A 21,277-nucleotide genomic window follows, 5' to 3' on the forward strand; every position below is an offset into this window, starting at 1 on the left:
CGCGCCAGCGCGCCCGCCGACCTGGACGTGCCGCTCGACCCGGCCACCTCGGGCCGGCTGGACCTGCCCGGCCTGGGCGCCGTGCGGGTCCCGGCCGGGGCGGCGCGGGCGCGGGTGCGGTGCGCCGGCGGGCGAGCGGAGGTGTACTGCGCGGGCGAGCGGATCGAGATCGGGCCCGACGGCCCGGCCGACCCGCGGTGGCGGCCCACCCCGCGGCTGCGCGTGGCGCACGACGGCGTGCCGCTGACGCTGCTGCTGGACGCCGGGACGTGGCGGCACGTCCCGCTCACCGTGGCCGCCGGCGTCCACCCGGTCGCCGACGGAGCGGGCGACCCGCGGCGCTGGCAGGAGCGGCTCGGCGAGGGGTGGCGTCTGCTGGTGGACGGCCACCGGGCGGTCGCCGAAGAGGTCGGGGCGGCCCTGCGCACGCTGGTCCCGCTCCCCCGGCCGGACGCCGGCATCCGCAGCGGCACCTTCCACCACGGCTTCGGCGCGGTGGCCATGTCGCTGCCGCGGGACGCCCGGTCGGCGGCCGTCACGCTGGCCCACGAGGTGCAGCATCTCAAGCTGGCCGCGCTGACCGACCTGTTCCCGCTGGTCGAACCGGGGTCGGGTGAGCTCTTCTACGCGCCGTGGCGGCCCGACCCGCGACCGCTGGACGGCCTGCTGCACGGCGCGTACGCCCATCTGGGGGTGGCGGGCTTCTGGCGCCGGCAGCAGCGGTCGGAGGCCGACCCGGCGGCCCGGCGGCACGCCGAGGTGGAGTTCGCCCGGTGGACCCGGGCCGCCGGGGACACCGCGCGGCTGCTGGCGGCGCAGCCACGGCTGACCCCGGTGGGCCGGCGCGTGGTCGCGGGCATGACGGCGGTCCTCGACGGCTGGCGCCGGGAGCCGCTGCACCCAGATGCGGCGGCGGCGGCCGAGCGGCTGCTCGCCACCCACCGGGCCCGTTGGGAGCGGGAACGGGCCGGGGCCCGGTAGGGGTGACAGCGAGACTCGCCGATCTCCTCTACGCTGTGCCGCATGGGGGACGGTAACGACCAGCCCACCCGGCGTGAGTGTTTCGTCATCGCGCCGATCGGTCCGGAGGGCTCCGAGATCCGCAAGCGCAGCGACCAGATCCTCAAGCACGTCATCCGGCCGGTGGTCGAGCCGCTGGGGTTCGACGCGATCCGGGGCGACGAGATCGAGCGCGCCGGTCTGATCACCTCCCAGGTACTCGACCGCATCATCCAGAACGACCTGGTCATCGCCGACCTGACCGACCAGAACGCCAACGTCTTCTACGAACTGGCGGTGCGCCACGCGCTGCGCAAGCCCTTCGTGCAGCTGATGGCGAAGGACCAGCAGCTGCCCTTCGACGTGCAGGGCATGCGGACGATCCTGGTCGACCACACCGACCTGGACAGCGTGCACGCCGCCAAGGAGCAGCTGCGCCGAGCCATCGACACGGTCACCCGGGACGCCGACATCGTCACCCCGATGTCGGTCGCGCTCACGTTGCAGGACCTGCGGGGCTCGTCCAGCCCGCACGAGACCGGCCTGTCGCAGCTGATCGAGACGCTGCCGCAAATGATGGACATCCTCCAGGACCTGCACCGGCAGATGGGCGCGAGCGGCCCGGCGCACACCCCGGACGACGACGACCACCGGCGGCTGCGCAAGCTGGTCGAGTCGTTGACCGACCGGGGCGGGGTGACCGAGCAGGACCTGGCGCCGCTGCTCGGCGGGGGCAGCAGCCGGTTCGAGAAGTGGGTGCAGCACCTGATCCAGCGGTTGAAGCGCGCCGGCTGACTCAGCCGGTCAGCCAGCGGCGGATCTCCTCGCCGTGCTCGTCGAGGCGAGGCGGGGGCAGGTCGTAGCGGGGTGGGGTGGCGGAGAAGCCGATCGGGTGGCGGACGCCGGGCACGCCGTCGACCTCGACGACCGGGTCGAGACCGAGGTCCCGGGCAAGGGCCACGCCACCGTCGACCGTGTTGATCGGGGCGCAGGGCACACCGGCGGCGCGCAGGTCCCGGAACCACCCGTCCCGGGTCCGCTGCGCCAGCCGAGCGACCAGGATCGGGCGGAGCGCGTCCCGGTTCGCCGTGCGGTCCTGGTTGCGCCGGAACCGGGGATCGTCGGCCAGCTCCGGCAGGCCCAGCACCCGGCACAGCGTACGGAACTGGGCGTCGTTGCCGGCGATGACCACGAGGTCGCCGTCGGCGGTGGGCAGCGGGTCGTACGGGAAGAGGCTCGGGTGGGCGTTGCCCATCCGGAACGGTGACGCACCGGCGGCGACGTGGCCGCTGGTCTGGTTGACCAGGCCGGACAGGGCCGAGGAGAGCAGGTTGACCTCGACGTGCTGCCCGTCGCCGGTGCGGGCGCGGTGGTGCAGGGCGGCGAGGATGCCGATCGCCGTGTGCAGGCCGGCGATCACGTCGAAGACGGCGACCCCGGCCTTGTACGGCGGGCCGTCCGCCTCGCCGGTGAGGCTCATCAGCCCGGACGCCGCCTGCACCATGAGGTCGTACCCGGGCAGCTTCGCGCCGGCGCCGGTGCCGAAGCCGCTGATGGAGGCGTAGACGATCGGCGCGTTGGCGGCGGCGACGCTGGCATAGTCCAGCCCGAAGCGGCGCAGGCCGCCGGGACGGAAGTTTTCGATCATGACGTCGGCGCGGCGGACGAGTTCCCGCGCGACCGTCAGATCGTCGGGGTCGGCGAGGTCGAGGACGATCGAGCGCTTGTTGCGGTTGACGCCGAGGTAGTAGGTGGAGGTCCCGTCCCTGGTCGGGGGCATCCAGGCCCGGGTGTCGTCGCCGCCGGGGCCTTCCACCTTGACGACGTCCGCGCCGAGGTCGGCGAGGAGCATGGTCGCGTACGGGCCGGCGAGGACGCGGGAGAAGTCCGCCACCAGGACGCCGCTGAGCGGGCCGGGTCGTTCCTCGGCCACCACCGCTCCCCCTTCCCACCGCCCGGCGGAGCTGCTTCCCGCGCTCCCGTGCGAAGGTACGGATCCCGGCCCGGTCGCGCCACCACCGGCCGTCGTCGCCGATCACCCCGGCGCGCTCCCCCGCCGGACGCGGATACGCTGCACCGGTGACCGAACCGCCAGCCCTGGCCCGCCTGCAGGTCGAGCCCTCGGGGCTGGCCGTGCTCACCATCGACGCCGGGCCGCTCAACCTCTACACCCTCGACCTGCACGCGGCGATCGACGCGGCACTCGACGAGCTGCCCGACGACACCCGCGCCCTGCTGATCCGCTTCGAGGGCCGGGTGGTCAGCGCCGGCGTGGACGTCGCCCTGTTCGACGCACAGCAGTCACCGGAACAGGCGAAAGTGCTCTTCGACCGGATGCTGGCGCTGCCGGAGCGGATCGCCGGGTACGGGTTCCCCACCGTCTTCGCCGCGCACGCGCTCTGCCTGACCTGGGCGTTCGAGGTCGCCGTGGCCTGCGACCTCATCCTGGCCGCGCAGCGGGCCAGCTTCGGGCTGGTGGAGAAGGTGGTCGGGCTGACCCCCACGATGGGTGGCACCCAGCGGCTGGCGGCCCGGGCCGGGGTGGGCCGGGCCAAGGAGTTCGTGATGACCGGCGAGCGGTACCCGGCCGCAACGCTGGAGCGGTGGAACGTGGTCAACCGGGTGCTGCCCGACGATGGTTTCGACGGGGCCGCGCGGGCCTTCGCCGGGCAGCTCGCGGCCGGCCCGACCCGCGCCCACGCCGCCACCAAGAGGGTGCTCGACCACTTCGCCGCCGGGGGCGTGCCCGAGGCCGACCGGCACGTCACGCAGATCGCCGCGGAGCTCTACCGCACCGAGGACCTGCGCCACGCGGTGCGGTCCTTCCTGGACGACGGGCCGGGTCGGGCGACGTTCCGGGGCCGCTGACCGGCGCGCGGCTATCGTGTGGGCGACCTGACGGCCGCCCGAGGAGACCCGTTGACCCGTTCCGTGCGTCCCTGGTACCGCCGGATGACCGCCCGGCGGCCCGACGAGGCGCACCGGACGGCCACCCCGCTGGAGCTCTTCTTCGACCTCTGCTTCGTGGTGGCGGTCGCCCAGGCCGCGGGCAACCTGCACCACGACGTGTCGGAGCACCACCTCGGGCACGCGGCCGGCAGCTACCTGATGGTGTTCTTCGCGATCTGGTGGTCGTGGATGAACTTCACCTGGTTCGCCTCCGCCTACGACACCGACGACGACGTCTTCCGGATCACCACGCTGGTGCAGATCGCCGGCGCCCTCATCCTGGCCGCCGGAGTGCCACGCGCCTTCACCGAGGGCGACTTCACCACCATCACCTACGGATACGTGGTGATGCGGCTGGCCGCCGTCACGCACTGGACCCGGGCGGCAGTCGGCGACCCGGCGCACCGGGCCACCACGATCCGGTACGCGATCGGGGTCGCTGTCGTGCAGGTGGGCTGGCTGCTCCGGCTGACCCTCCCCGACGGCTGGGGGGTGGCGTCCTTCGTCGTACTGGCCCTGGCCGACCTGCTGGTGCCGGTGGTCGCGGAACGGCCGGGCATGACCACCTGGCACCCGCACCACATCGCCGAACGGTACGGGCTGTTCACGCTGATCGTGCTGGGTGAGGCGGTGCTGGCGACCTCGCTGGCCATCCAGACCGGAGTGGACGCCGGTGGTGAGGGCCTGTGGTCGCTGGCGGGTGCCGGCGCGGTGATCGTCTTCGCGCTCTGGTGGCTCTACTTCGACCGTCCGGTGCAGGTGCCCACCCTGCTGCGCAGGTCGCTGTTCTGGGGTTACGGGCACTACTTCATCTTCGCGGCGGTCGCCGCGGTGGGCGCGGGACTGGCCGTCGCGGTGGACCACGAACGGCACGTCGCGCACCTCTCCGGCGTCGCGGCCGGGTACGCGGTGGCCATTCCGGTCGCCGTCTACCTGTTCACCGTCTGGGTGCTGCACGTGCGCCGACAGCAGCGCGGACCGGTGCTGGCGGCCTTCCCCGTGACCGTGGCGCTGGTGCTGCTCGCCCCGCTGGGACCGGTGCCGGTGCATCTCGTCGCGGCGCTGCTGTTCCTGCTGGTGGCGCTGACCGTCGCCACCCGGCCGCGCAGCGTACGGCCGAGCGCCGACGAGGCCTGACCGGGACCGACCCGGCCCGGGCTCCGTGCCGGGTCGGTCCGGTCAGCGCGGGCCGGCTCAGCGCAGGCCGGCGAAGAGGTCGTCCTCGGGCAGCGGAGCGCCGGTGGTGTCGTGGACCCGGACGAAGGTCTCCATGCCCATCAGCTCCGTGAACCGCTCCCGGCCCAGCTGCAGGAAGAAGATGTTCTCGCTCTGACTGGAGTGCGTCGCCAACGCGTCGAACTTCTGCGCGCCGTACCTGCTCGTGTCCACCCAGGTGGTGATCTCCTCGTCGGGCAGGCCGAGCTGCGGCCCGGGCTCCGTGGCCGCTTCCGGCTCCGCCCACTCGACGCCGATCTCCTGCATGACCTTGGCGAAGTCCGCCATCATGGAGCGTGGCGCCGTGGTCCAGTACACCTTGGCGGGGATGTCGGTCAGCGCAACCGCGGCCATCGTCACCCGGTGCGCCTGGATGTGGTCCGGGTGGCCGTAGAAGCCGTTCTCGTCGTAGGTGACGACCACGTCCGGTCGATACTCCCGGATCAGCTCGGCCAGCCGGTTCGCCGCCTCCGCCACCGGGGTGGTCCAGAACGAGCCGGGCGCACTGTTGGTGGGCCAGCCCATCATTCCGGAGTCGGCATAGCCGAGCGTCTCCAGGTGGGCGACCTTCAACGCCGCGCAGCTGGCCTCCAGCTCGGCCTGACGCATCGCCACCACCGCGGCCGGCTCGTGCCCGGGATCGTCGGGCTTGATGCCGCCGGGGCCGTCACCACACCGCCCGTCCGTGCAGGTGACGAGCACCGTGGTGATTTCCTCCGCCGCGTAGCGCGCGAGGACACCACCGGTGCTCGTCGCCTCGTCGTCGGGGTGGGCGTGCACCGCCATCAGAGTCAGGGATCGCTCAGCCATGTCCCCACCCTACGAGCGTCGCCGCGACCGCGACGACCCAACGGACGCCACCGGCCTCTGCCACCGTGAGCCGCCCTACCGGCGTCGATGTGCCCTTCGCCGACGAGGTGGCATGATGTGCGCGAACGGGCCGTTTCCCGGGCCGAGGATGGATGGGCGGCAGGGTGGCGCACCTCGAGGCGAAGACGTCCGTCGAAGCGGGACGGTCGGTGGTGCGGCTCACCGGCGAGTGCGACCTGGCCGCCCGGGAGGAGTTGACGTCGGCATTGCTGGCCGCCGTGGCCGGCGCGCCCGTCGTGGTGGTCGACCTGGCTGCACTCGACTTCCTCGACTCCACCGGCATCCACGGCCTGGTCACCGCCCACCACGAGGCCCTCGCCGCGGGTGGCCGGCTGTACCTGGTCAACGCCGTCGGGCCCGTCGCGAACATCCTGGACATCACCGGCGTCGGCGAGCTGCTGCGGCACCCCGCCGACGAGGCCGGCCCGTGGCAGCGGTGACGGCAGCCGCCGGGCCGATCGGAGGCCACCGACTTGGCTGACCATCCGGCGGCGTGCTCGCCGGCCGTCAAATCCCTGCCCTACAGCCGGGCGAGCGAACTGGCGACCGTCCGCGCTTTCGTCTGTCACCGGGCCCGGGCCGCGGGCCTGTCGGCCGCCCGGGTGGATCTGCTCGCGCTGGCGGTCAGCGAGTTGGCGACCAACACGTTGCAGCACACCGACGGCGGCGGTCTGGTCCGGGTGTGGGCGGAGTCCGGGCAGCTCATCTGCGACGTCGTCGACCAGGGCGCGCCGCGCGGGTTCGGCGGTGACATGCCCGCACCCGGGGCGCTGCGTGGCAGGGGGTTGGCCATCGTCGCCCGGATCTGCGACGAGGTGGCCGTCCACGCCGACGCGGCGGGGACGGTGGTACGCCTCCGCTTCGGCCTGTGAGGACCGCTCACGGCAGCACGCGGACCGCCAGGGTGCAGGTGTCGTCCTCGGGACTGGGCCGGTGCAGCACGTCGCGCAGCCGCGGCAGGGTCTGTTCCCCCGGCTGACGGGACAGGGTCGCGAGCGCCCGCGTCACCGGGCCGAGCAGCTCGTCGATCCGCCCCGCCCGTCGTTCCACCAGCCCGTCGGTGTAGAAGAGCAGCAGGTCGTCGCCGCGCAGCTCCGGCGTGACGACCGGGTACACGGCGTCGGCATCGGCACCCAGCAGCAGTCCCGTTGGCCGGTCGAGTTCGATGGTCGTCCCCGCCCGGGACAGCAGCGGAGCCGGGTGCCCCGCCCGCGCCCACGACAGCGTCCGGGCCACCGGGTCGTAGACGCCGACCACCGCGGTCCCGGTGATCTTCAGCTGCCGGCAGAGCCGGTTCATGTGCCCGAGCAGCGCTCCCGGGTCCCGGATGCCGATCGACAACCACGCGACCAGGGCGAACCGCAGATGCGCCATGCCGCTGGCGGCCTCCAGGCCGTGTCCGGCGACGTCGCCCACCGCGAGCGCGACCAGCCCGTCCGGCAGGGTCTGCGCGTGGTACCAGTCACCGCCCACCTGCACGGCGCTCTCCGCCGGCAGGTAGCCGACCAGCACCTCGATGCCGGCCAACGGGACCGGGTCGCGGGGCACCGGCTGGATCAGGTTCTGCAGTTGACCCGCGAGGCGGTGCTCCGCCAACGCGGTCATCTCCCGGGTACGCAGCTGATCGTTGAGCTGCTCGATGGCGGTACGCGAGTCCACCCGCGCGGTCACGTCCTGCACGACGGCGTAGATCTTCACCGGGGCACCGCCGGCGTCGCGGGCGATGTCGGACAGGATCCGGAGGTGCTTCACCGACCTGCCGGCACGGAATCGGACGGTGACGTCCGACGCCGCACCGCTGTCAAGCGTCTGCCAGGCGGTCTCGCGCAGTCCATAGTCGTCGGAGAGGATGGCCGCGCCCTGCTCGGCCCGCGACATCGGGCCCAGCGCCTGATCGCGCTCGAAGATGCGGTACATGCCCGGGGACCACTCGCTGAGGCCGCTGACCAGGTCGTACTCCGCCCAGCCGAGGCTGCCCAGCAGCTCCGTGCGCTCCAGCCGGCGCCGGTCCTCGTCCAGCCGCTGCCACCACACGAGCAGGCCGCCCATCACCCGGTGCACGCTCACCTCGAACAGCGAATCGGCGACGACCCCGGCCTGCTTGCCCTCGTACCGGAAGTTCGGCACTCGATCCGGGGTCCCGCTGGCCAGCACACGTTGGTAGGTCTGCCACAACGGGCCACCGACCATGCTGGGATACAGCTCGCTGAGCAACCCACCGACCCGCCCCGCACCACGGCCGTAGACGTCGCGACCCTGGTCGCTGGTGGCCGCGACGCGGTAGTCGACGATCAGACCGTCCCGCCCCGTCACCGGCAGCAGCCACGTGCACCCGGCCGGGGTCGACGCCAGCACCTCACGCACCGCCGCCACGAGGTCGTCCGTCAGCGGCGGCAGCGCCTCGGCATGGTCGCCCCGGAGGGCATTTTCGGCCATGCCAGCAGCCTAGCCATCGCGCGTTCGCACCGGCGGCGCGCCGACGCGGCGTGGCGTGCCATTCGAGGATCATCGCTGCGTGATATTGACGTGACGCGATGCAATTGGGAAGGCTCTTCGAGCAGCCGTACGGTCCCAGGTGCCGGTCGAACGGGTCAGTGGCCGCGGTAGAGAACCTCGATGTCGGCGGCGTAGCGGGCCTGGACCGCCTCGCGCTTGATTTTCAGCGTGGGGGTGAGTTCGCCATCGGCTTCGGTGAAATCCCGGGGCAGGATGCAGAATTCCTTGACCTGTTCCGCCGTGGACACCGTCCGGTTGGCGTGGTCGACCGCGGCCTGGATCTCCTGGCGCAGCTCGGCGTCGTCCCGCAGGTCCGCCACCTCTGCGCCCGGGTGGCCGTGGGCGGCCCGCCACCGCTGCCAGGTCGGTGGGTCGATGGTGACCAGCGCGGTCACGTAGGGGCGGTCGTTGCCGACGAGCATGGACTGGCTCACCAACGGGTGCGCGCGAATCTGCTCCTCGATGGGAGCGGGGGCGATGTTCTTCCCCGCCGCCGTCACGATGATCTCCTTGATGCGGCCGGTGATGCGCAGGTAGCCGTCGTCGTCGAGGCTGCCGAGGTCACCGGTGCGCAGCCAGCCGTCGTCGGTGAAGGTCGCTCGGGTGGCGTCGGGGTTGTTCCAGTAGCCGGAGAAGACCATCTCGCCGTGGACCTGGACCTCCCCGTTGTCGGCGATGCGGATCTCCGCGCCGGGCAGCGGGCGGCCGACGGTGCCGATCCGCATGGCCGACGGCAGGTTCGCCGTCACCGCCGGAGACGTCTCGGTCAGCCCGTACCCCTCCACCACGGTGATGCCGGCGCCGCGGAAGAAGTGCCCCAGCCGCTCCTCCAGAGGCGCGCCGCCGACGATCGCCAGCCGGCACCGTCCGCCGAGGGCGGCCCGCAACGTCCGGTACGCCAGCACGTCGCACCCGGCGTGTGCCAGCCGCAACAGCATCCCCGGGCCCCGCCGGGTGTCCATGGCCCGGCTGTACCGCACGGCGACGGTGTCCGCGACGGCGAACAGCCGCCCCCGGCGTTCGTCGTCGGCACGCTGTCGGGCCCTGGCGTACATCTTCTCCAGCACCCGCGGCACCGCGAGGATGAACGTCGGGCGGCTCTTGCGCAGCTGGTCGAAGACCCTGCCCGGGTCGGCGCTGTGCACCATCGTCGACCGGGTGTGCACCACACCCACCTGGATCATTCGGGCGAACGCATGCGCCAGCGGCAGGAACAACACCGTCGACGCGCCCGGATGCAGCAACTCCGGCAGCACCGCCGTCGCGTTGCTGACGTCGCAGTAGATGTTGCGGTGGGTCAGCGCGCAGCCCTTCGGCCGACCCGTCGTGCCGCTGGTGTACACGATCGTGGCCAGGTCCCCGCCCGACACCGCCCGCCGCCGCGCCTCGGCCTGCCCGTCGTCGACGGTGCGGCCCTGGCCCGCCAGGGCGATCAGACCCCCGGCGTCGATCTGCCACGCCTGGCGCAGCGCCGGTAGGCCGTCGCGCAGGCCGGCGAGCATCGCGTCGTGCTCGGCGGTTTCCACCACACACCCCACCGCACCCGAGTCCGAGAGGATCCACCCCAACTGCTCGGCGCTGGAGGTCTCGTAGATGGGAACGGTGACCGCGCCCACGGACCACAGGGCGTAGTCGACGAGGGTCCACTCATAGCGGGTACGGCTCATCAACCCCACCCGGTCCCCGTGGCCGACACCGGCGCCGATGAACCCGCGCGCCAGGGTGTGCACGTCGTCGCGGAACTGCTCGCACGTCACCGGCAGCGCCCCGCCCTGCACGGACCGGCGGGCCGGCCACGACCGGGGAATGGGATCCGGCCGGACGAACTGCACCAGTTCAGGGTCCTGTCGGGCGTTGTTCCACACCATTTCGGCCAAGCCGGGCACCGCTGTGCCGGTGGCCACTGGCTTGACCGTCACGTCCTGCACGACCGCTCCTCCGCTCGCCCGCACCGCCGCCCGGACGGCACCCAGGTCATCATGACCTGACCAGCGGATCAACCGGCCGGAAACGGGGAACTTCGGATCGCGGCACGGCGTGGACCGGTCAAGATTCGGCGGACCGGGCGCAGGGTAACGGGGACGGGTGTCTCCTACCGGTAACCACGACAGCGCTGCCGCCGTACCCGGACCGACCGCCGCTCCGACGGCGCGGAAACGGCGGCGCAGGCGCGTACTGATTGTCCTTGCCGTGCTCGCGCTGCTCGCCGGCGCCGGGCTCACCGCCGGGACGTACTACGTCGACAGCGTGCCCACGCCCAGCGACCTGGAGTTGCCGGAGTCGACCACGGTCTACTTCTCCGACGGCCGCACGCCGATGGCGAAGCTCGGCGCGGAGAACCGCACGATCGTGCCCTACGACCAGATGAACGACGCCGCCAAGCAGGCGATCGTGGCGACCGAGGATCGGACGTTCTGGAAGAACAAGGGCATCGACTTCAGCGGTGTGCTGCGCGCCGCGTGGTCGAACGTCACCGGCGGCCAGCGCCAGGGCGCGTCGACGATCACCCAGCAGTACGCCCGGGTGGCCGCCGACCTCAAGGGCGTCTCCTACTCGCGCAAGCTCCGCGAGGCGGTCATCGCGTGGAAGCTCGACGACAAGTACAGCAAGGAGGAGATCCTCGGGTTCTACCTGAACACCGTGCCGTTCGGGCGGGGCTCGTACGGCATCGAGGCGGCCGCGCAGGCGTACTTCGGCAAGACGGTGCGCCGCGACGCGCCGGCGGCGAAGCAGCTGACCACGGCGGAGGCGATGGTGCTCTGCGGCATGGTGAAGCAGCCGGAGGCCGACCCGGACGACCCCGAGGGCCACCCCGGCTACGATCCGCGGCGCAGCCCCCTGGCCCGGCAGAACTCGATCGACCGGTGGAACTACATCCGCGACGGCATGGTGAAGCTGGGCTACCTGTCGGCGGACGAGGCGGCCAACCTGGCGTACCCGGACACGGTGAAGCCGCTCGATCCCGCCGCCGGCCGGTCCAACCTCGACCGGCCGACCGGCCTGGTGGTCAACCACGTGCTCAGCGAGCTGCGGCAGACCGAGCAATTCCAGGGCAAACCCGCCGACTACCTCCGCAACGGCGGCTTCAAAATCGTCACCACCATCGACAAGCGGGTCCAGGACGCCGCGGACGCCGCCGCCGACATCCGTCGCGACACCGCCCCCGAGGCGGTCCGCGGGCAGCCGAAGAACTGGCAGGCCGCGCTGGTGGCGGTGGAACCCGGCACCGGCCGGGTGCTCGGCTACCACGGCGGCAGCAACGGCTCCGGCGCCGACTACGCCGGCTGGTACTACGACGAGAACGGCGAGGCCCGCGGCTTCGGCCAGCACCCGCCGGGGTCGTCGTTCAAGGTATACGACCTGGCCACGGCGGTCCAGGAGAAGATCTCGGTGAAGCAGCACTTCGACTCCCCGGAGACCAAGGAGTTCCCCGCCTCCGGCCGGACGAAGGGCAGCCCCGCCGGCCCGATCCGCAACGCCGAGCGCGCGCCATGCCAGCCGGACTGCGCGCTGTGGGAGGCCACCGTCGCCTCGCTCAACGTCACCTACTTCGAACTCACCGAGCAGCTCGGCACCGCCAAGGTGCTCGACATGGCCACCAGGGCCGGGGTCGACTCGATGTGGGCCAACGAGAAGGGCAACCCGCGGCCGCAGCGGGTCGAGCTGCGCGGCCACTCGGGCGAGGAGCTGGCGCGGCACTTCTCCACCGAGGTCGGCATCGGCCAGTACGGCATCACCGTGCAGGACCACGCCAACGGGATGGCGACCTTCGCGGCCGGCGGGAAGCGGGCCGACGCGCACTTCGTCCGCTCGGTGACCAAGGGCGACGAGAAGATCCTCGACGAACAGCTGGTGCAGACCGACATCGGGCTCGACCAGGAGGCGATCGACCAGCTCAACTGGACGTTGCGCCGGGTGAAGGCCGCGAAGCTGGACAACGGCTGGGATTCGGCCGGCAAGACCGGCACCTGGCAGGCCGGAACGAGCACCACCCAGAACGTGCACACCTGGATGGTCGGCTACACCGGCCCGCTGGCCGCCGCGGTCTGGCTCGGCACCGTCGACGGCAAGCCGCTGAGGACCTCCGACGGCAGCTACGACGTCTACGGCTCCACCGGCCCTGGGCCGATCTGGCGGCAGTTCATGGAACAGGCCACGGCCGCACTCAAACTCGACCCGGACAAGTACCGGTTCCGGGAGCCGGCGTTCCCGGACGACGCCCCGTCACCGACCGCCCCGGCGTCGCCGCAGCCGACCTCCGCGCCGCCGACGCCGACGGCGACCCGGCCGAGCGTCACCGCCAGCCCGACTCAGACACGGACGCCCACGCCGACGCCGACGAGGACGACGTCGCCATCGCCCACGCCGAGCCAGTCGCGGAGCCCGAAGCCGTCGCGGAGCGTGGAGTCGTCGCCAACCCCGCCGCCGAGGTGACGGGGCCAGCCGCCGTCCGGCACAGCCCCCGACAGGCCGGACGGCGGCGGACCCGACGATCATGCTGAGCAAACGCAGGGTGATCATCTGCCGGGCCAGGACCGCCGGAGCCGCCGGTCGTACCTACTCGGCTCCGGTGAGTTCGGCGAGGTCGATGGCGCTGATGAGTTCAGCGAGTGCGGGCTCCCGCGTCGAGGCGGCTGCCGCGGAACTTGGCCGAGCAATTTCAACAAGATCTGCTGGTGATAAACTTCCGGCATGGCAACGTCCCCCTGGCAGGCGGTGACTACCCTCGTCGACCAGGTACGACGGGCTCTATATGACTACGTCCGCAGTCAGGACCACCCGGTGACGCGGGACGAGGCCGCCGAGGCACAGCACATCTCGCGCAACCTGGCGGCGTTCCACCTCGACAAGCTGGTCGGCGCGGGACTGCTGCAAGCCCGGTACGAGGCACCGACCGACCAGCCGCGCGGCCGCGGTAGAACGCCGAAGGTGTACGAGGCGGCGCCCGGCTGCATCACTCTGACCATCCCGGAGCGCCGCTACGACCTGATCGGCGAGATCCTTGCCCAGGCCGTTGCCGAGAATCCCCAGGATGCCCGGTCGGCCGCCCTGCGCCTGGCAGCGCAGCGGGGCGCAGCGATCGGTCTTGAGGTCGCCGGTGGCGGGCCGGTCGCAGCCGTCCTGGCCGAACTCGGCTTCGAGCCGGCCGACGACCAAGAGCTGATCCGGCTGCGGAACTGCCCCTTTCACGAGCTCGCCGCCCAACAGACCGAGTTGGTGTGCGGCCTGAACCAGGCGTTCATCGCCGGTCTGCTCGACGGGCTCGGCCGGACGGACCTCCACGCGCGGCTCACCCCCAGCCCCGGCGCCTGCTGCGTACAGATCCGTCCGGCCTGACTCGCCCCGCCGCTTCGTTCGACGCTGACCGGCCCCTGTGCTCAACTCACAAGATCAACCAGCGGCACCCGCGGGTCGGAGAGCTTGGCCAGGTCGACGGCCCTGCCCCCGTGACCCGCACGCACCAACGTCTGGATCTGGTCGGTCACGTCCCACACGTTGGCGTTCATCCCAGCCAGCACCCGGCCGTCCTTGACCCAGAACGCCATGAACTCCGGCGCCCTGCCGTCCACCACCGCGGGATCGCCGCGGAACACCACCCGGTCATGACCATCCGGGGCCACCCACCCCGAATATTCCATCCCCAGGTCGTACTGGTCGGAGAAGAAGTACGGCAACCGGGCGTACTCGACCTGCTGGCCCAGCATGGACCGCGCCGCGGCCGGGCCGCCGTTGAGCGCGTTCGCCCAGTGCTCCACCCGGATGTGCCGGCCCAGCAACGGGTGGTAGGCGTTGGCCACGTCGCCCGCGGCGTAGATGTGCGGGTCGGAGGTCAGCAGCCGCGCGTCGGTGACGATGCCGTTGTCCACCTTCAGGCCCGCAGCCTCGGCCACCTGCACGTTGGGCTGGATGCCCACGCCGACGACGACGGTGTCGGCCGCCAGTTCCGTGCCGTCGGTCAGCAGCGCCGAGGACACTCGCCCGGCACCCCGCAGCTGTCGGACGCCGACGCCAAAGTGGAAGGTGACGTCGTGCCCGCGGTGCAGGTCGGCGAACACCCGGGCGCCCTCGTCGCCGAGGACCCGCTGCAACGGCAGGTCGGCGGTTTCCACCACGGTCACGGCGGCACCGTGCTGGCGGGCGGCGGCGGCGATCTCCAGACCGATCCAGCCGGCACCGATCACCACAAGGTGGGCCTGGTCGGTGAGGGCCTTGGCGATCCGATCGGAGTCCGCCAACGTGCGCAGATACAAGATCCCGTCCAGGTCGGCGCCGGGAACATCCAGGCGGCGGGGCGTCGAGCCGGCGGCCAGCAGCAGCTTGTCGTATCCGAGCCGTTCGCCATCGTGCAGGACAACCTGGCGGACGTCGCGGTCGATGCCGGTGACCCGGGTCGCGGTACGCAACTCGACGTCGTTCGCCTCGTACCAGCCGGCATCGTGCACGTACACGTCGCGCCGCGGCGTGGCCCCCAGCAGCAGGCCCTTGGACAGCGGTGGCCGCTCGTAGGGCCGTTCGGGCTCGTCACCGAGCAGGATCACCCGGCCGTCGAAGCCCTCCTCACGCAGTGTTTGAGCGGCCTTGGCGCCGGCGAGGCCGGCTCCGACGATGACGAATGTGGGGCTGCTTTCCATGCCGCTCTCCAATTCGGGTCAGTGGGCTCCAGCGAGGGAGAAGAACTCGGCCCTGGAGCGGGCGTCGTCGCGCAGGGCTCCGAGCAGGGTGGACGTCACGGTGGTGGCACCGGTGGCCCGCACCCCCCGCAGCGTCATGCACAGATGCTCCGCCTCGATGACCACACCGACGCCCTTGGGAGCCAGTTCGAGGGCCAGCCACTCCGCCACCTGCTTGGTCAACCGCTCCTGCACCTGCGGACGGTGGGCGAAGAGCTCCACGACGCGGGCGAGTTTGGACAGTCCGAGGATCCGATCGCCGGGCAGGTAGCCGACATGCGCGACACCGACGAACGGCAAGAGGTGGTGTTCGCACACCGACCGGATCGGGATGGACCGGGCCAGCACCAGTTCGTCGTAGCCCTCGTCGTTGGGGAAGGTGGTCAGGTCGAACGGGCGTGCGGTGAGCAGCTCGGCGTACGCCCGGGCCATCCGGCCCGGCGTGTCACGCAGGCTCTCGGAGTCCAGGTCGATGTCGAGTGCGGCCAGGAACCGGGCGGCGGCCTGTTCGGCGGCGACCAGGTCGAGTGCTGGTTGCTGATCGACGCGACGTGAAGCCGGTGCGATGGTCACGTCAGCTGCCCCCGGGTTCGGTGCGAAGGTTCCACGCCGCGTCCTCCGTTATCACCAATGGCTGTTGCTCTTAATCGCCATCGTGGACCTGTGGAGCCGGAATTTCAATAGCGCATGCTGACGAAATTAACGCCGCCGGGACAGCGGTGGGTCAACGGTCCGGGCTGTCGGCGGGGACGTCCGTGGGTCTTCGTTCCGGCGAGCTCACCGAACCAGCGCCCGGCGGACCGGAAGACATCCGGACCACCAGTCCGGCGGCGGCGGCCACGCCGTGCACGGTCACCGCGTCCACGTGCGCCCACCGGAACACCGGTCCGTGGCGCACCTCGACTAGGGGCGGGATCGGGGTCGACCGCCGCGACGCCGGCGGTCACCCTCGACCGCCAGGCACCAGGGTGGGGCGCACCGCCGCCACCTGGCGGGCGAACCGGGTCCCGGGAGGCCCGGGCCGAGCTGGCTCCACGACCACCGGGCGGTTGGCGCGGTTGATGGGGATGATTACGCTCGTCCGATGTTCCGGATCGCTTGCCGGACCGGGACGGTACTGGCGCTGCCGGCGGGAGACTGAGGAGCTGATCGTGCAGGCAACCACGGTCGTCAACCTGAAGGGCCACCGCGGCGACCCGGCGTACGCCGACGTGGTCTATGTCGGGCGGGCCATGTCTCGCGGTGGCTGGCGTCTCCCGGCCTCCCCCCTGTCCAGCCCGTACCGTCCGGGGCCGGACGGCAGCCGGGACGAGGTCCTCGAGAAGTACCGCGCGTACCTACTCGGCCGCCCGGACCTCCTCGCCCTCCTCCCCGAGCTGCGTGGGCGCAGGCTCGGCTGCTGGTGCGTGCCGGAGCGCTGTCACGCCGAGGTGATCGCGGAACTCGCGGACTCCCTGCCGCCGACGACCGCCTCACCGGCGGACAGCCGGTGAGGTGGACCCGCGTCACGTGACGGTGAGGTCGTCTGATGTCGGCCAGACGCCACCCGCCGGCATGTCGAGGCGCTCCCCCACCGCCTGCCGCCACTCGGGTGCGGTGAACGGCTCACCCCAGTAGTCCGTCACCGTGATGGCCTCACCGTCGCGCACCTCAGCGATCGAGACGTTGCGGTAGATCCGGCCGTCGCCGTAGTCGTTGCTCCACTCGACGATCAGGGTGTCTCCGCAGGAGTGTCGCCGGCCCACGCCGAGCCGAAGCCCGGCGAAGTGCGACTCCACCTCCGCGATCCGCGCCCGGCCGCGGATCAGTTCGCCGGACTGCGGCCATTGACGTACCGCATCCTCCGCCAGCGGCATGCCGAGGATGCGTTCGAGCCGGGTACTCGCGTCGACGTCCATTCCCGGAACTTTAGTAATGAATCGCCCACGCTCGGAGAAGGATCTCGTGATTCGCGTCCGAGCTCCTGCGCCGGGACGCCTGGCGTCGCTCGTGGGGAAACGGACGACCGCGGCGGCGGACCCGGAGGCCGGTCAGCCTCCGAGGCGGACGTCGATCTCCACCTCGACGTCGTCCCGGACCTTGAGCGCGCCGAGGAAGGCCGAGTACGGCTTGATGCCGTACGCCGACTGGGTCACCACCGTCGTGGCGCGGTACTGATCGGGCGTCAGTTCGCGCACCTCGACGTCGATGGGGGCGGTGACCCCGTGCAGCGTGAGAGTTCCGCTGATGGTGGCGGTGCCGCCGTCGGTGACGACGCGGGTGGACTGGAAGGTGGCCGTCGGGTGGCGTTCGACGTCCAGCGTCCGCCGGGCGTCCTTCTCGATCTCACCCCGGTCCTTGTCGGTGAGCGGTACCACGCCGCCTTTTCCCTCGCGCACGGCCAGGGACCCCAAGTCGATGCGGGCGGTTGCGGTGGCATCCGCCGGCCCGGTCTCGGGCACCTTCAGCTCCACCGCCCAGTCGGTCACCTCGATGGTCAGATCGTGGCCGACGGTCGAGCCGACACCCTTGCGGCCCGTGCGCAGCAGCATGCGGCCACTGTCCGGGCCGAACCGCGACTGACCGGTTCTGATCACCACCCGTCCAGCGTAGGCGAGACGACCATTGCCCACGCGGCCAACGCGACTACCGGCCCGCGGCCCCGGTCCCGCTCCTGTCTGCCCAGGATGCGGTCCATGACCGCGGCGAAGCGAGCCAGCCGACCAGCATCGGGCGGGGTGGATGGTGCCGCCACCGCGTCAGGAGCCACGACTGGCACCGCGTCTGATTGATTGCATTTGAAGGTAGATGCGGTGTTGCAAACATGGCACAACCCGTATGGCCACCCAGGGAGATTTCGGAGCAACATGTACGCAAGGCCTTAGTGGGGTGGTCCACGTGTTCGATACGTGTAAGGAAATTCGCAATTTCAGCCAGTTCCCGGCGGAAGCCCAGCGATCGGCGGACGCGGCGGCCAAGGACCGCGAGAAGCGCCTACGGAAGATCACCGAGAAGCGCAGCAGCACAGCGGCGAAGCTGTCGGCCAAGGCAAGTGACCGGCTGCGGCGCCTGCTGGGCGACGACAACTGGGCGGATCTGCGGGACCTGATGCGTCAGGAGCGGCTGACTTTTCGTGATCTGCTTCAGCCGCCCGAGGGTCTGGCGGCCAGCTACGACAAACTGAACAAAGCCAGGAAGCAGAAGGCCGACGCATTCCTGCGGAGTCGAGACATCAGGCGCGACGAGCTGGCCGCGATAGGGACGGAATACCACGAGGCGATCGCCGATGTCTTCACGGCCGATGGAAACATCAGCGCCGGTTTTCACCTCGCGAGGAACCTCGACAAATGGTTGAGCCTGTCTCCGTTCCACGATCGGGCGCTGCCCTGGGGTGTCTTTGATCCCGACGACAGCCAGGGCCCGCACCGGTGGGAGGTCTTCCGGCCGCCGTTCTTCGGGTTCAACTTCGGCTTCGTCCCGGTGCACAACGACAACTTCGTCGTGGATCGGATCCACACGCTAAACCCGTCGGTCGGAGACGTGGGCATCTCGATCATGATGGAGGACAGCGACGCCGGCGACTTCGACTACGCGTCCGGTGATGCCTTCAGCGCGGTGGCATTCGCGTTCGTCCCGCCAACGACAGGTCTGGTCGAGGTCCTCATCGATGCGCAATGCGTCGAGGCGACGCACCGCCTGGAGACAGAGGACGAATGGGGATGGTCGAACTCCCGCACCAGCCAGCAGAACTTCCTGATGCTCGACGTCCTGCATCCCAACGTGGCCGAGCCGTCGTATGCCCAGATGTCGGTCCTCGACGAGGAGACCGACGATGACGAGAGCTTTCTGCAGGAGAAGTTGACCCGTGGCGCCCACTACTTCGCGCAGCTGTTCAGCGCGGGACCGGTGCCGGCGGGTCAGTCCGTCGTCGTGTGCGCCGGGACGCGATCGTTCGACAAGAGCGGCACGAACGACGTGTCCATCGACAGCACGTCCGACTTTCGATGGTTCATCAACTCGGTGGAGGTACGGGTCTCGCCGTAGAAGACCGGGGCCCGCAGCGATGCCCTATCCCCCGGCCATCGCCCCGAGGATGATGAATGGTTCCTTGCCGGCGATCACCTCCTCGGGCAGTGGTGCGTCCGGCGAGTCGTTGGACAGGTCCTCCTCGCAGGCGTAGAAGCGGACGAACGCGCGGCGCTTGCCGCTGTGGCGGCCGCGGATGGTGCCGAGCAGCATCGGGTACTGCGCCTCGAGGGTGTCCAGGAGCAGGCGCTGGGTGACCGAACCGGCCACCTCGAGACGTACCTCGCCGGTGACATGGGCCAGGTTCTTCAGGTGGGCCGGGAGGACCACCCGGATCACGGCAGCACCTGGACTTCCACGGAGAGCACCGCAGGCAGGTCCCGTACGATCGGCGCCCAACTGTCGCCGCCGTCCGCCGAGTGGTAGACCTGGCCACCGGTGGTGCCGAAATAGATCCCGCACGGGTCGAGCGTGTCGACCGCCATCGCGTCGCGCAGCACGTTGACGTAGCAGTGTGACTGCGGCAGACCGTTGGTCAACGGCTCCCAGTGCTCGCCGCCGCTGCGGCTGCGGTAGACGCGCAGCTTGCCCTCCGGCGGGAAGTGCTCGGAGTCGCTCTTGATCGGCACGACGTAGATGGTCTCCGGCTCGTGCGCGTGCACCGCGATCGGGAACCCGAAGTCCGACGGCAGATTGCCGCTCACCTCGCGCCAGTTCGCACCAGCATCGTCGCTGCGCATGACGTCCCAGTGCTTCTGCATGAACAGGGTGTCCGGCCGGGACGGGTGCTGGGTGATGTGGTGCACGCAGTGGCCGACCTCGGCGTCCTGGTCGGGGATCTCCCCGGAGCGCAGGCCCTTGTTGATCGGCAGCCAGCTGGCGCCGCCGTCGTCGCTACGGAACGCGCCCGCCGCCGAGATGGCGACGTAGATCCGGTCCTTGTTCGCCGGGTCCAGGATGATCGTGTGCAGGCACATCCCGCCGGCGCCGGGCTGCCACGTCGGCCCGGTCGGGTGCGTACGCAGCGCGGTGAGTTCCTTCCACTTCAGACCGCCGTCGGTCGACAGGTAGAGGGCGGCGTCCTCCGCACCCGCGTACACGGTGTCGGGGTCGTCCCGCGACGGCTCCAGGTGCCAGATCCGCTTGAACTCCCACGGGCGCGGGGTGCCGTCGTACCACAGGTGTTCGCCGGCCTCGCCCTCGTACGCGAAGTCGTTGCCGACCGTGGTCCAGCTCTTGCCGCCGTCGTCCGAGCGCTGGATCAGCTGCCCGAACCAGCCGCCCGACTGGGACGCGTAGAGCCGGTTCGGGTCAACCGGCGACCCGGTCAGGTGGTAGATCTCCCAGCCGCCGAAGTGGGGTCCGTCGACCCTCCAGTCGTCGCGCCTGCCGTCCGACGTCAACGTGAACGCGCCCTTGCGCGTGCCCACCAGCACCCGTACGCCGCTCATATCCTCGGTCCTTCCGTTCTCGTCGACGATGCTCTCGGGTAAGACCGTCCTCTACGGCCCAACTCATCGGCCTCAGTCAGTCTTACTCTCCCGCCACGACAAATGGGCGCTCCGAATCACCGACGAGGGCGCTGGCGTGCGATGACGACGAGGGGAGGCGGGGGTTGTCGGAGGGGGCGGATAGCGTCGCGAGCGTGACTGGCCCTGGAGACGTTCCGCCCGAGATCCTCGACCGGCTCCGGCCGGTCTGCCTCGGGCTGCCAGAGACCTACGAGGAGCCCGCGTGGGTGGGCACGCGGTGGCGGATTCGCAGCCGCACGTTCGCCCACGTGCTCACGGCCGACCCCGGCCACCAGGCGGCCTACGCCCGCGCTGCCGCGACGGACCGGCCCATCTGCGTGCTGACGTTCCGATCGCCCGGCGACGAGATCGCCGGGCTGATCGCCAGCGGCCACCCGTTCTTCAAGCCGGGCTGGGGCGCGGACGTCGTCGGCATGGTGCTCGACGACGGCGTCGACTGGGACGAGGTCGCCGAGCTGCTCACCGAAAGCTACTGCGTCCTGGCGCCGAAGAAGCTGGTTGCCCTGGTCGACCGACCGTCCGAGCTCGGGTAGTCCCGTG

At 71.1% G+C, this 21,277-nt stretch carries 21 protein-coding genes; 11 read left to right on the forward strand and 10 right to left on the reverse strand.

Annotated elements, in window-relative coordinates; translation table 11 throughout:
• The coding region (locus tag V6U81_RS20845; protein ID WP_334491539.1) for an HEXXH motif domain-containing protein at positions 1-981 on the forward strand (981 nt) is incomplete at its 5' end.
• Between the two features lie 42 nt (positions 982-1,023).
• Positions 1,024-1,794 carry a hypothetical protein gene (locus V6U81_RS20850; protein ID WP_334491540.1) on the forward strand — a complete coding sequence of 257 codons (771 nt, stop codon included), beginning with the start codon at positions 1,024-1,026 and terminating at the stop codon, positions 1,792-1,794.
• 1 nt (position 1,795) lies between these two features.
• On the opposite strand, the gene V6U81_RS20855 is transcribed toward V6U81_RS20850, so the two are convergent.
• Positions 1,796-2,932, reverse strand: coding sequence for a CaiB/BaiF CoA transferase family protein (locus V6U81_RS20855; protein WP_334491541.1), 1,137 nt, complete (start codon positions 2,930-2,932; stop codon positions 1,796-1,798).
• A gap of 146 nt (positions 2,933-3,078) precedes the next feature.
• On the opposite strand from V6U81_RS20855, the gene V6U81_RS20860 reads away from it, so the two are divergent.
• Entirely contained in the window at positions 3,079-3,867 is a 789-nt protein-coding gene (locus tag V6U81_RS20860; protein ID WP_334491542.1) for an enoyl-CoA hydratase/isomerase family protein, read from the forward strand.
• Between the two features lie 51 nt (positions 3,868-3,918).
• A complete protein-coding gene (locus tag V6U81_RS20865; RefSeq protein ID WP_334491543.1) occupies positions 3,919-5,085 on the forward strand; it encodes a low temperature requirement protein A in 1,167 nt (388 codons plus the stop codon).
• A gap of 57 nt (positions 5,086-5,142) precedes the next feature.
• Here V6U81_RS20865 and V6U81_RS20870 read toward each other — a convergent pair whose 3' ends face one another.
• Positions 5,143-5,973, reverse strand: a complete 831-nt coding sequence (locus V6U81_RS20870; protein WP_334491544.1) for a PIG-L family deacetylase — start codon at positions 5,971-5,973, stop codon at positions 5,143-5,145.
• 152 nt (positions 5,974-6,125) lie between these two features.
• Here V6U81_RS20870 and V6U81_RS20875 point away from each other — a divergent pair, with 152 nt between their 5' ends.
• Complete coding sequence (locus V6U81_RS20875; protein ID WP_334491545.1) at positions 6,126-6,473, forward strand: STAS domain-containing protein; 348 nt, start codon at positions 6,126-6,128, stop codon at positions 6,471-6,473.
• Positions 6,474-6,506: 33 nt separating this feature from the next.
• Positions 6,507-6,905 carry an ATP-binding protein gene (locus V6U81_RS20880; protein ID WP_334491546.1) on the forward strand — a complete coding sequence of 133 codons (399 nt, stop codon included), beginning with the start codon at positions 6,507-6,509 and terminating at the stop codon, positions 6,903-6,905.
• Positions 6,906-6,912: 7 nt separating this feature from the next.
• Here the strand turns inward: V6U81_RS20880 and V6U81_RS20885 are convergent, their stop codons facing one another.
• On the reverse strand, positions 6,913-8,469 hold the full coding sequence (locus V6U81_RS20885) for a PP2C family protein-serine/threonine phosphatase (protein ID WP_334491547.1): 1,557 nt from the start codon (positions 8,467-8,469) through the stop codon (positions 6,913-6,915).
• A gap of 155 nt (positions 8,470-8,624) precedes the next feature.
• Positions 8,625-10,457, reverse strand: a complete 1,833-nt coding sequence (locus V6U81_RS20890; RefSeq protein ID WP_334491548.1) for an AMP-dependent synthetase/ligase — start codon at positions 10,455-10,457, stop codon at positions 8,625-8,627.
• A 262-nt stretch (positions 10,458-10,719) separates the two neighbouring features.
• Between V6U81_RS20890 and V6U81_RS20895 the strand changes: the two genes are divergently transcribed.
• Positions 10,720-12,963 carry a transglycosylase domain-containing protein gene (locus V6U81_RS20895; protein ID WP_334491549.1) on the forward strand — a complete coding sequence of 748 codons (2,244 nt, stop codon included), beginning with the start codon at positions 10,720-10,722 and terminating at the stop codon, positions 12,961-12,963.
• Positions 12,964-13,311: 348 nt separating this feature from the next.
• Positions 13,312-13,866: a helix-turn-helix transcriptional regulator gene (locus V6U81_RS20900; RefSeq protein WP_334491550.1), complete on the forward strand. Its 555-nt coding sequence runs from the start codon at positions 13,312-13,314 to the stop codon at positions 13,864-13,866.
• Between the two features lie 41 nt (positions 13,867-13,907).
• On the opposite strand, the gene V6U81_RS20905 is transcribed toward V6U81_RS20900, so the two are convergent.
• Both V6U81_RS20905 and folE read right to left on the reverse strand, forming a co-directional pair.
• Complete coding sequence (locus tag V6U81_RS20905) at positions 13,908-15,161, reverse strand: NAD(P)/FAD-dependent oxidoreductase (protein WP_334491551.1); 1,254 nt, start codon at positions 15,159-15,161, stop codon at positions 13,908-13,910.
• 18 nt (positions 15,162-15,179) lie between these two features.
• Positions 15,180-15,773 (reverse strand): GTP cyclohydrolase I FolE, encoded by a 594-nt coding sequence (folE, locus tag V6U81_RS20910; RefSeq protein ID WP_334491552.1) that lies wholly within the window; start codon positions 15,771-15,773, stop codon positions 15,180-15,182.
• Positions 15,774-16,351: 578 nt separating this feature from the next.
• On the opposite strand from folE, the gene V6U81_RS20915 reads away from it, so the two are divergent.
• Positions 16,352-16,693, forward strand: a complete 342-nt coding sequence (locus V6U81_RS20915; RefSeq protein ID WP_334491553.1) for a DUF4326 domain-containing protein — start codon at positions 16,352-16,354, stop codon at positions 16,691-16,693.
• A 12-nt stretch (positions 16,694-16,705) separates the two neighbouring features.
• On the opposite strand, the gene V6U81_RS20920 is transcribed toward V6U81_RS20915, so the two are convergent.
• Complete coding sequence (locus tag V6U81_RS20920; RefSeq protein ID WP_334491554.1) at positions 16,706-17,098, reverse strand: nuclear transport factor 2 family protein; 393 nt, start codon at positions 17,096-17,098, stop codon at positions 16,706-16,708.
• A 132-nt stretch (positions 17,099-17,230) separates the two neighbouring features.
• A complete protein-coding gene (locus V6U81_RS20925) occupies positions 17,231-17,731 on the reverse strand; it encodes a YceI family protein (protein WP_334491555.1) in 501 nt (166 codons plus the stop codon).
• A gap of 346 nt (positions 17,732-18,077) precedes the next feature.
• Between V6U81_RS20925 and V6U81_RS20930 the strand changes: the two genes are divergently transcribed.
• Complete coding sequence (locus V6U81_RS20930) at positions 18,078-19,223, forward strand: hypothetical protein (RefSeq protein WP_334491556.1); 1,146 nt, start codon at positions 18,078-18,080, stop codon at positions 19,221-19,223.
• A gap of 24 nt (positions 19,224-19,247) precedes the next feature.
• On the opposite strand, the gene V6U81_RS20935 is transcribed toward V6U81_RS20930, so the two are convergent.
• Both V6U81_RS20935 and V6U81_RS20940 read right to left on the reverse strand, forming a co-directional pair.
• Complete coding sequence (locus V6U81_RS20935) at positions 19,248-19,544, reverse strand: MoaD/ThiS family protein (RefSeq protein ID WP_334491557.1); 297 nt, start codon at positions 19,542-19,544, stop codon at positions 19,248-19,250.
• A complete protein-coding gene (locus V6U81_RS20940; RefSeq protein ID WP_334491558.1) occupies positions 19,541-20,656 on the reverse strand; it encodes a WD40/YVTN/BNR-like repeat-containing protein in 1,116 nt (371 codons plus the stop codon). Before V6U81_RS20940 ends, V6U81_RS20935 begins: the two co-directional genes overlap by 4 nt.
• Before the next feature lie 194 nt (positions 20,657-20,850).
• Here V6U81_RS20940 and V6U81_RS20945 point away from each other — a divergent pair, with 194 nt between their 5' ends.
• Positions 20,851-21,270 (forward strand): MmcQ/YjbR family DNA-binding protein, encoded by a 420-nt coding sequence (locus tag V6U81_RS20945; RefSeq protein WP_334491559.1) that lies wholly within the window; start codon positions 20,851-20,853, stop codon positions 21,268-21,270.
• The last annotated feature ends 7 nt before the right edge of the window (positions 21,271-21,277 follow it).

The sequence above is a fragment of the Micromonospora lacuserhaii genome (assembly GCF_036902735.1).
Lineage (GTDB): Bacteria > Actinomycetota > Actinomycetes > Mycobacteriales > Micromonosporaceae > Micromonospora.

Coding starts and splice junctions, on each gene's coding strand:
- V6U81_RS20850 (WP_334491540.1), top strand. CDS start 1,024: ATGGGGGACGGTAACGACCAGCCCACCCGGCGTGAGTGTTTCGTCATC.
- V6U81_RS20870 (WP_334491544.1), bottom strand. CDS start 5,973: ATGGCTGAGCGATCCCTGACTCTGATGGCGGTGCACGCCCACCCCGAC.
- V6U81_RS20875 (WP_334491545.1), top strand. CDS start 6,126: ATGGGCGGCAGGGTGGCGCACCTCGAGGCGAAGACGTCCGTCGAAGCG.
- V6U81_RS20885 (WP_334491547.1), bottom strand. CDS start 8,469: ATGGCCGAAAATGCCCTCCGGGGCGACCATGCCGAGGCGCTGCCGCCG.
- V6U81_RS20905 (WP_334491551.1), bottom strand. CDS start 15,161: ATGGAAAGCAGCCCCACATTCGTCATCGTCGGAGCCGGCCTCGCCGGC.
- V6U81_RS20920 (WP_334491554.1), bottom strand. CDS start 17,098: ATGGACGTCGACGCGAGTACCCGGCTCGAACGCATCCTCGGCATGCCG.
- V6U81_RS20925 (WP_334491555.1), bottom strand. CDS start 17,731: ATGCTGCTGCGCACGGGCCGCAAGGGTGTCGGCTCGACCGTCGGCCAC.
- V6U81_RS20940 (WP_334491558.1), bottom strand. CDS start 20,656: ATGAGCGGCGTACGGGTGCTGGTGGGCACGCGCAAGGGCGCGTTCACG.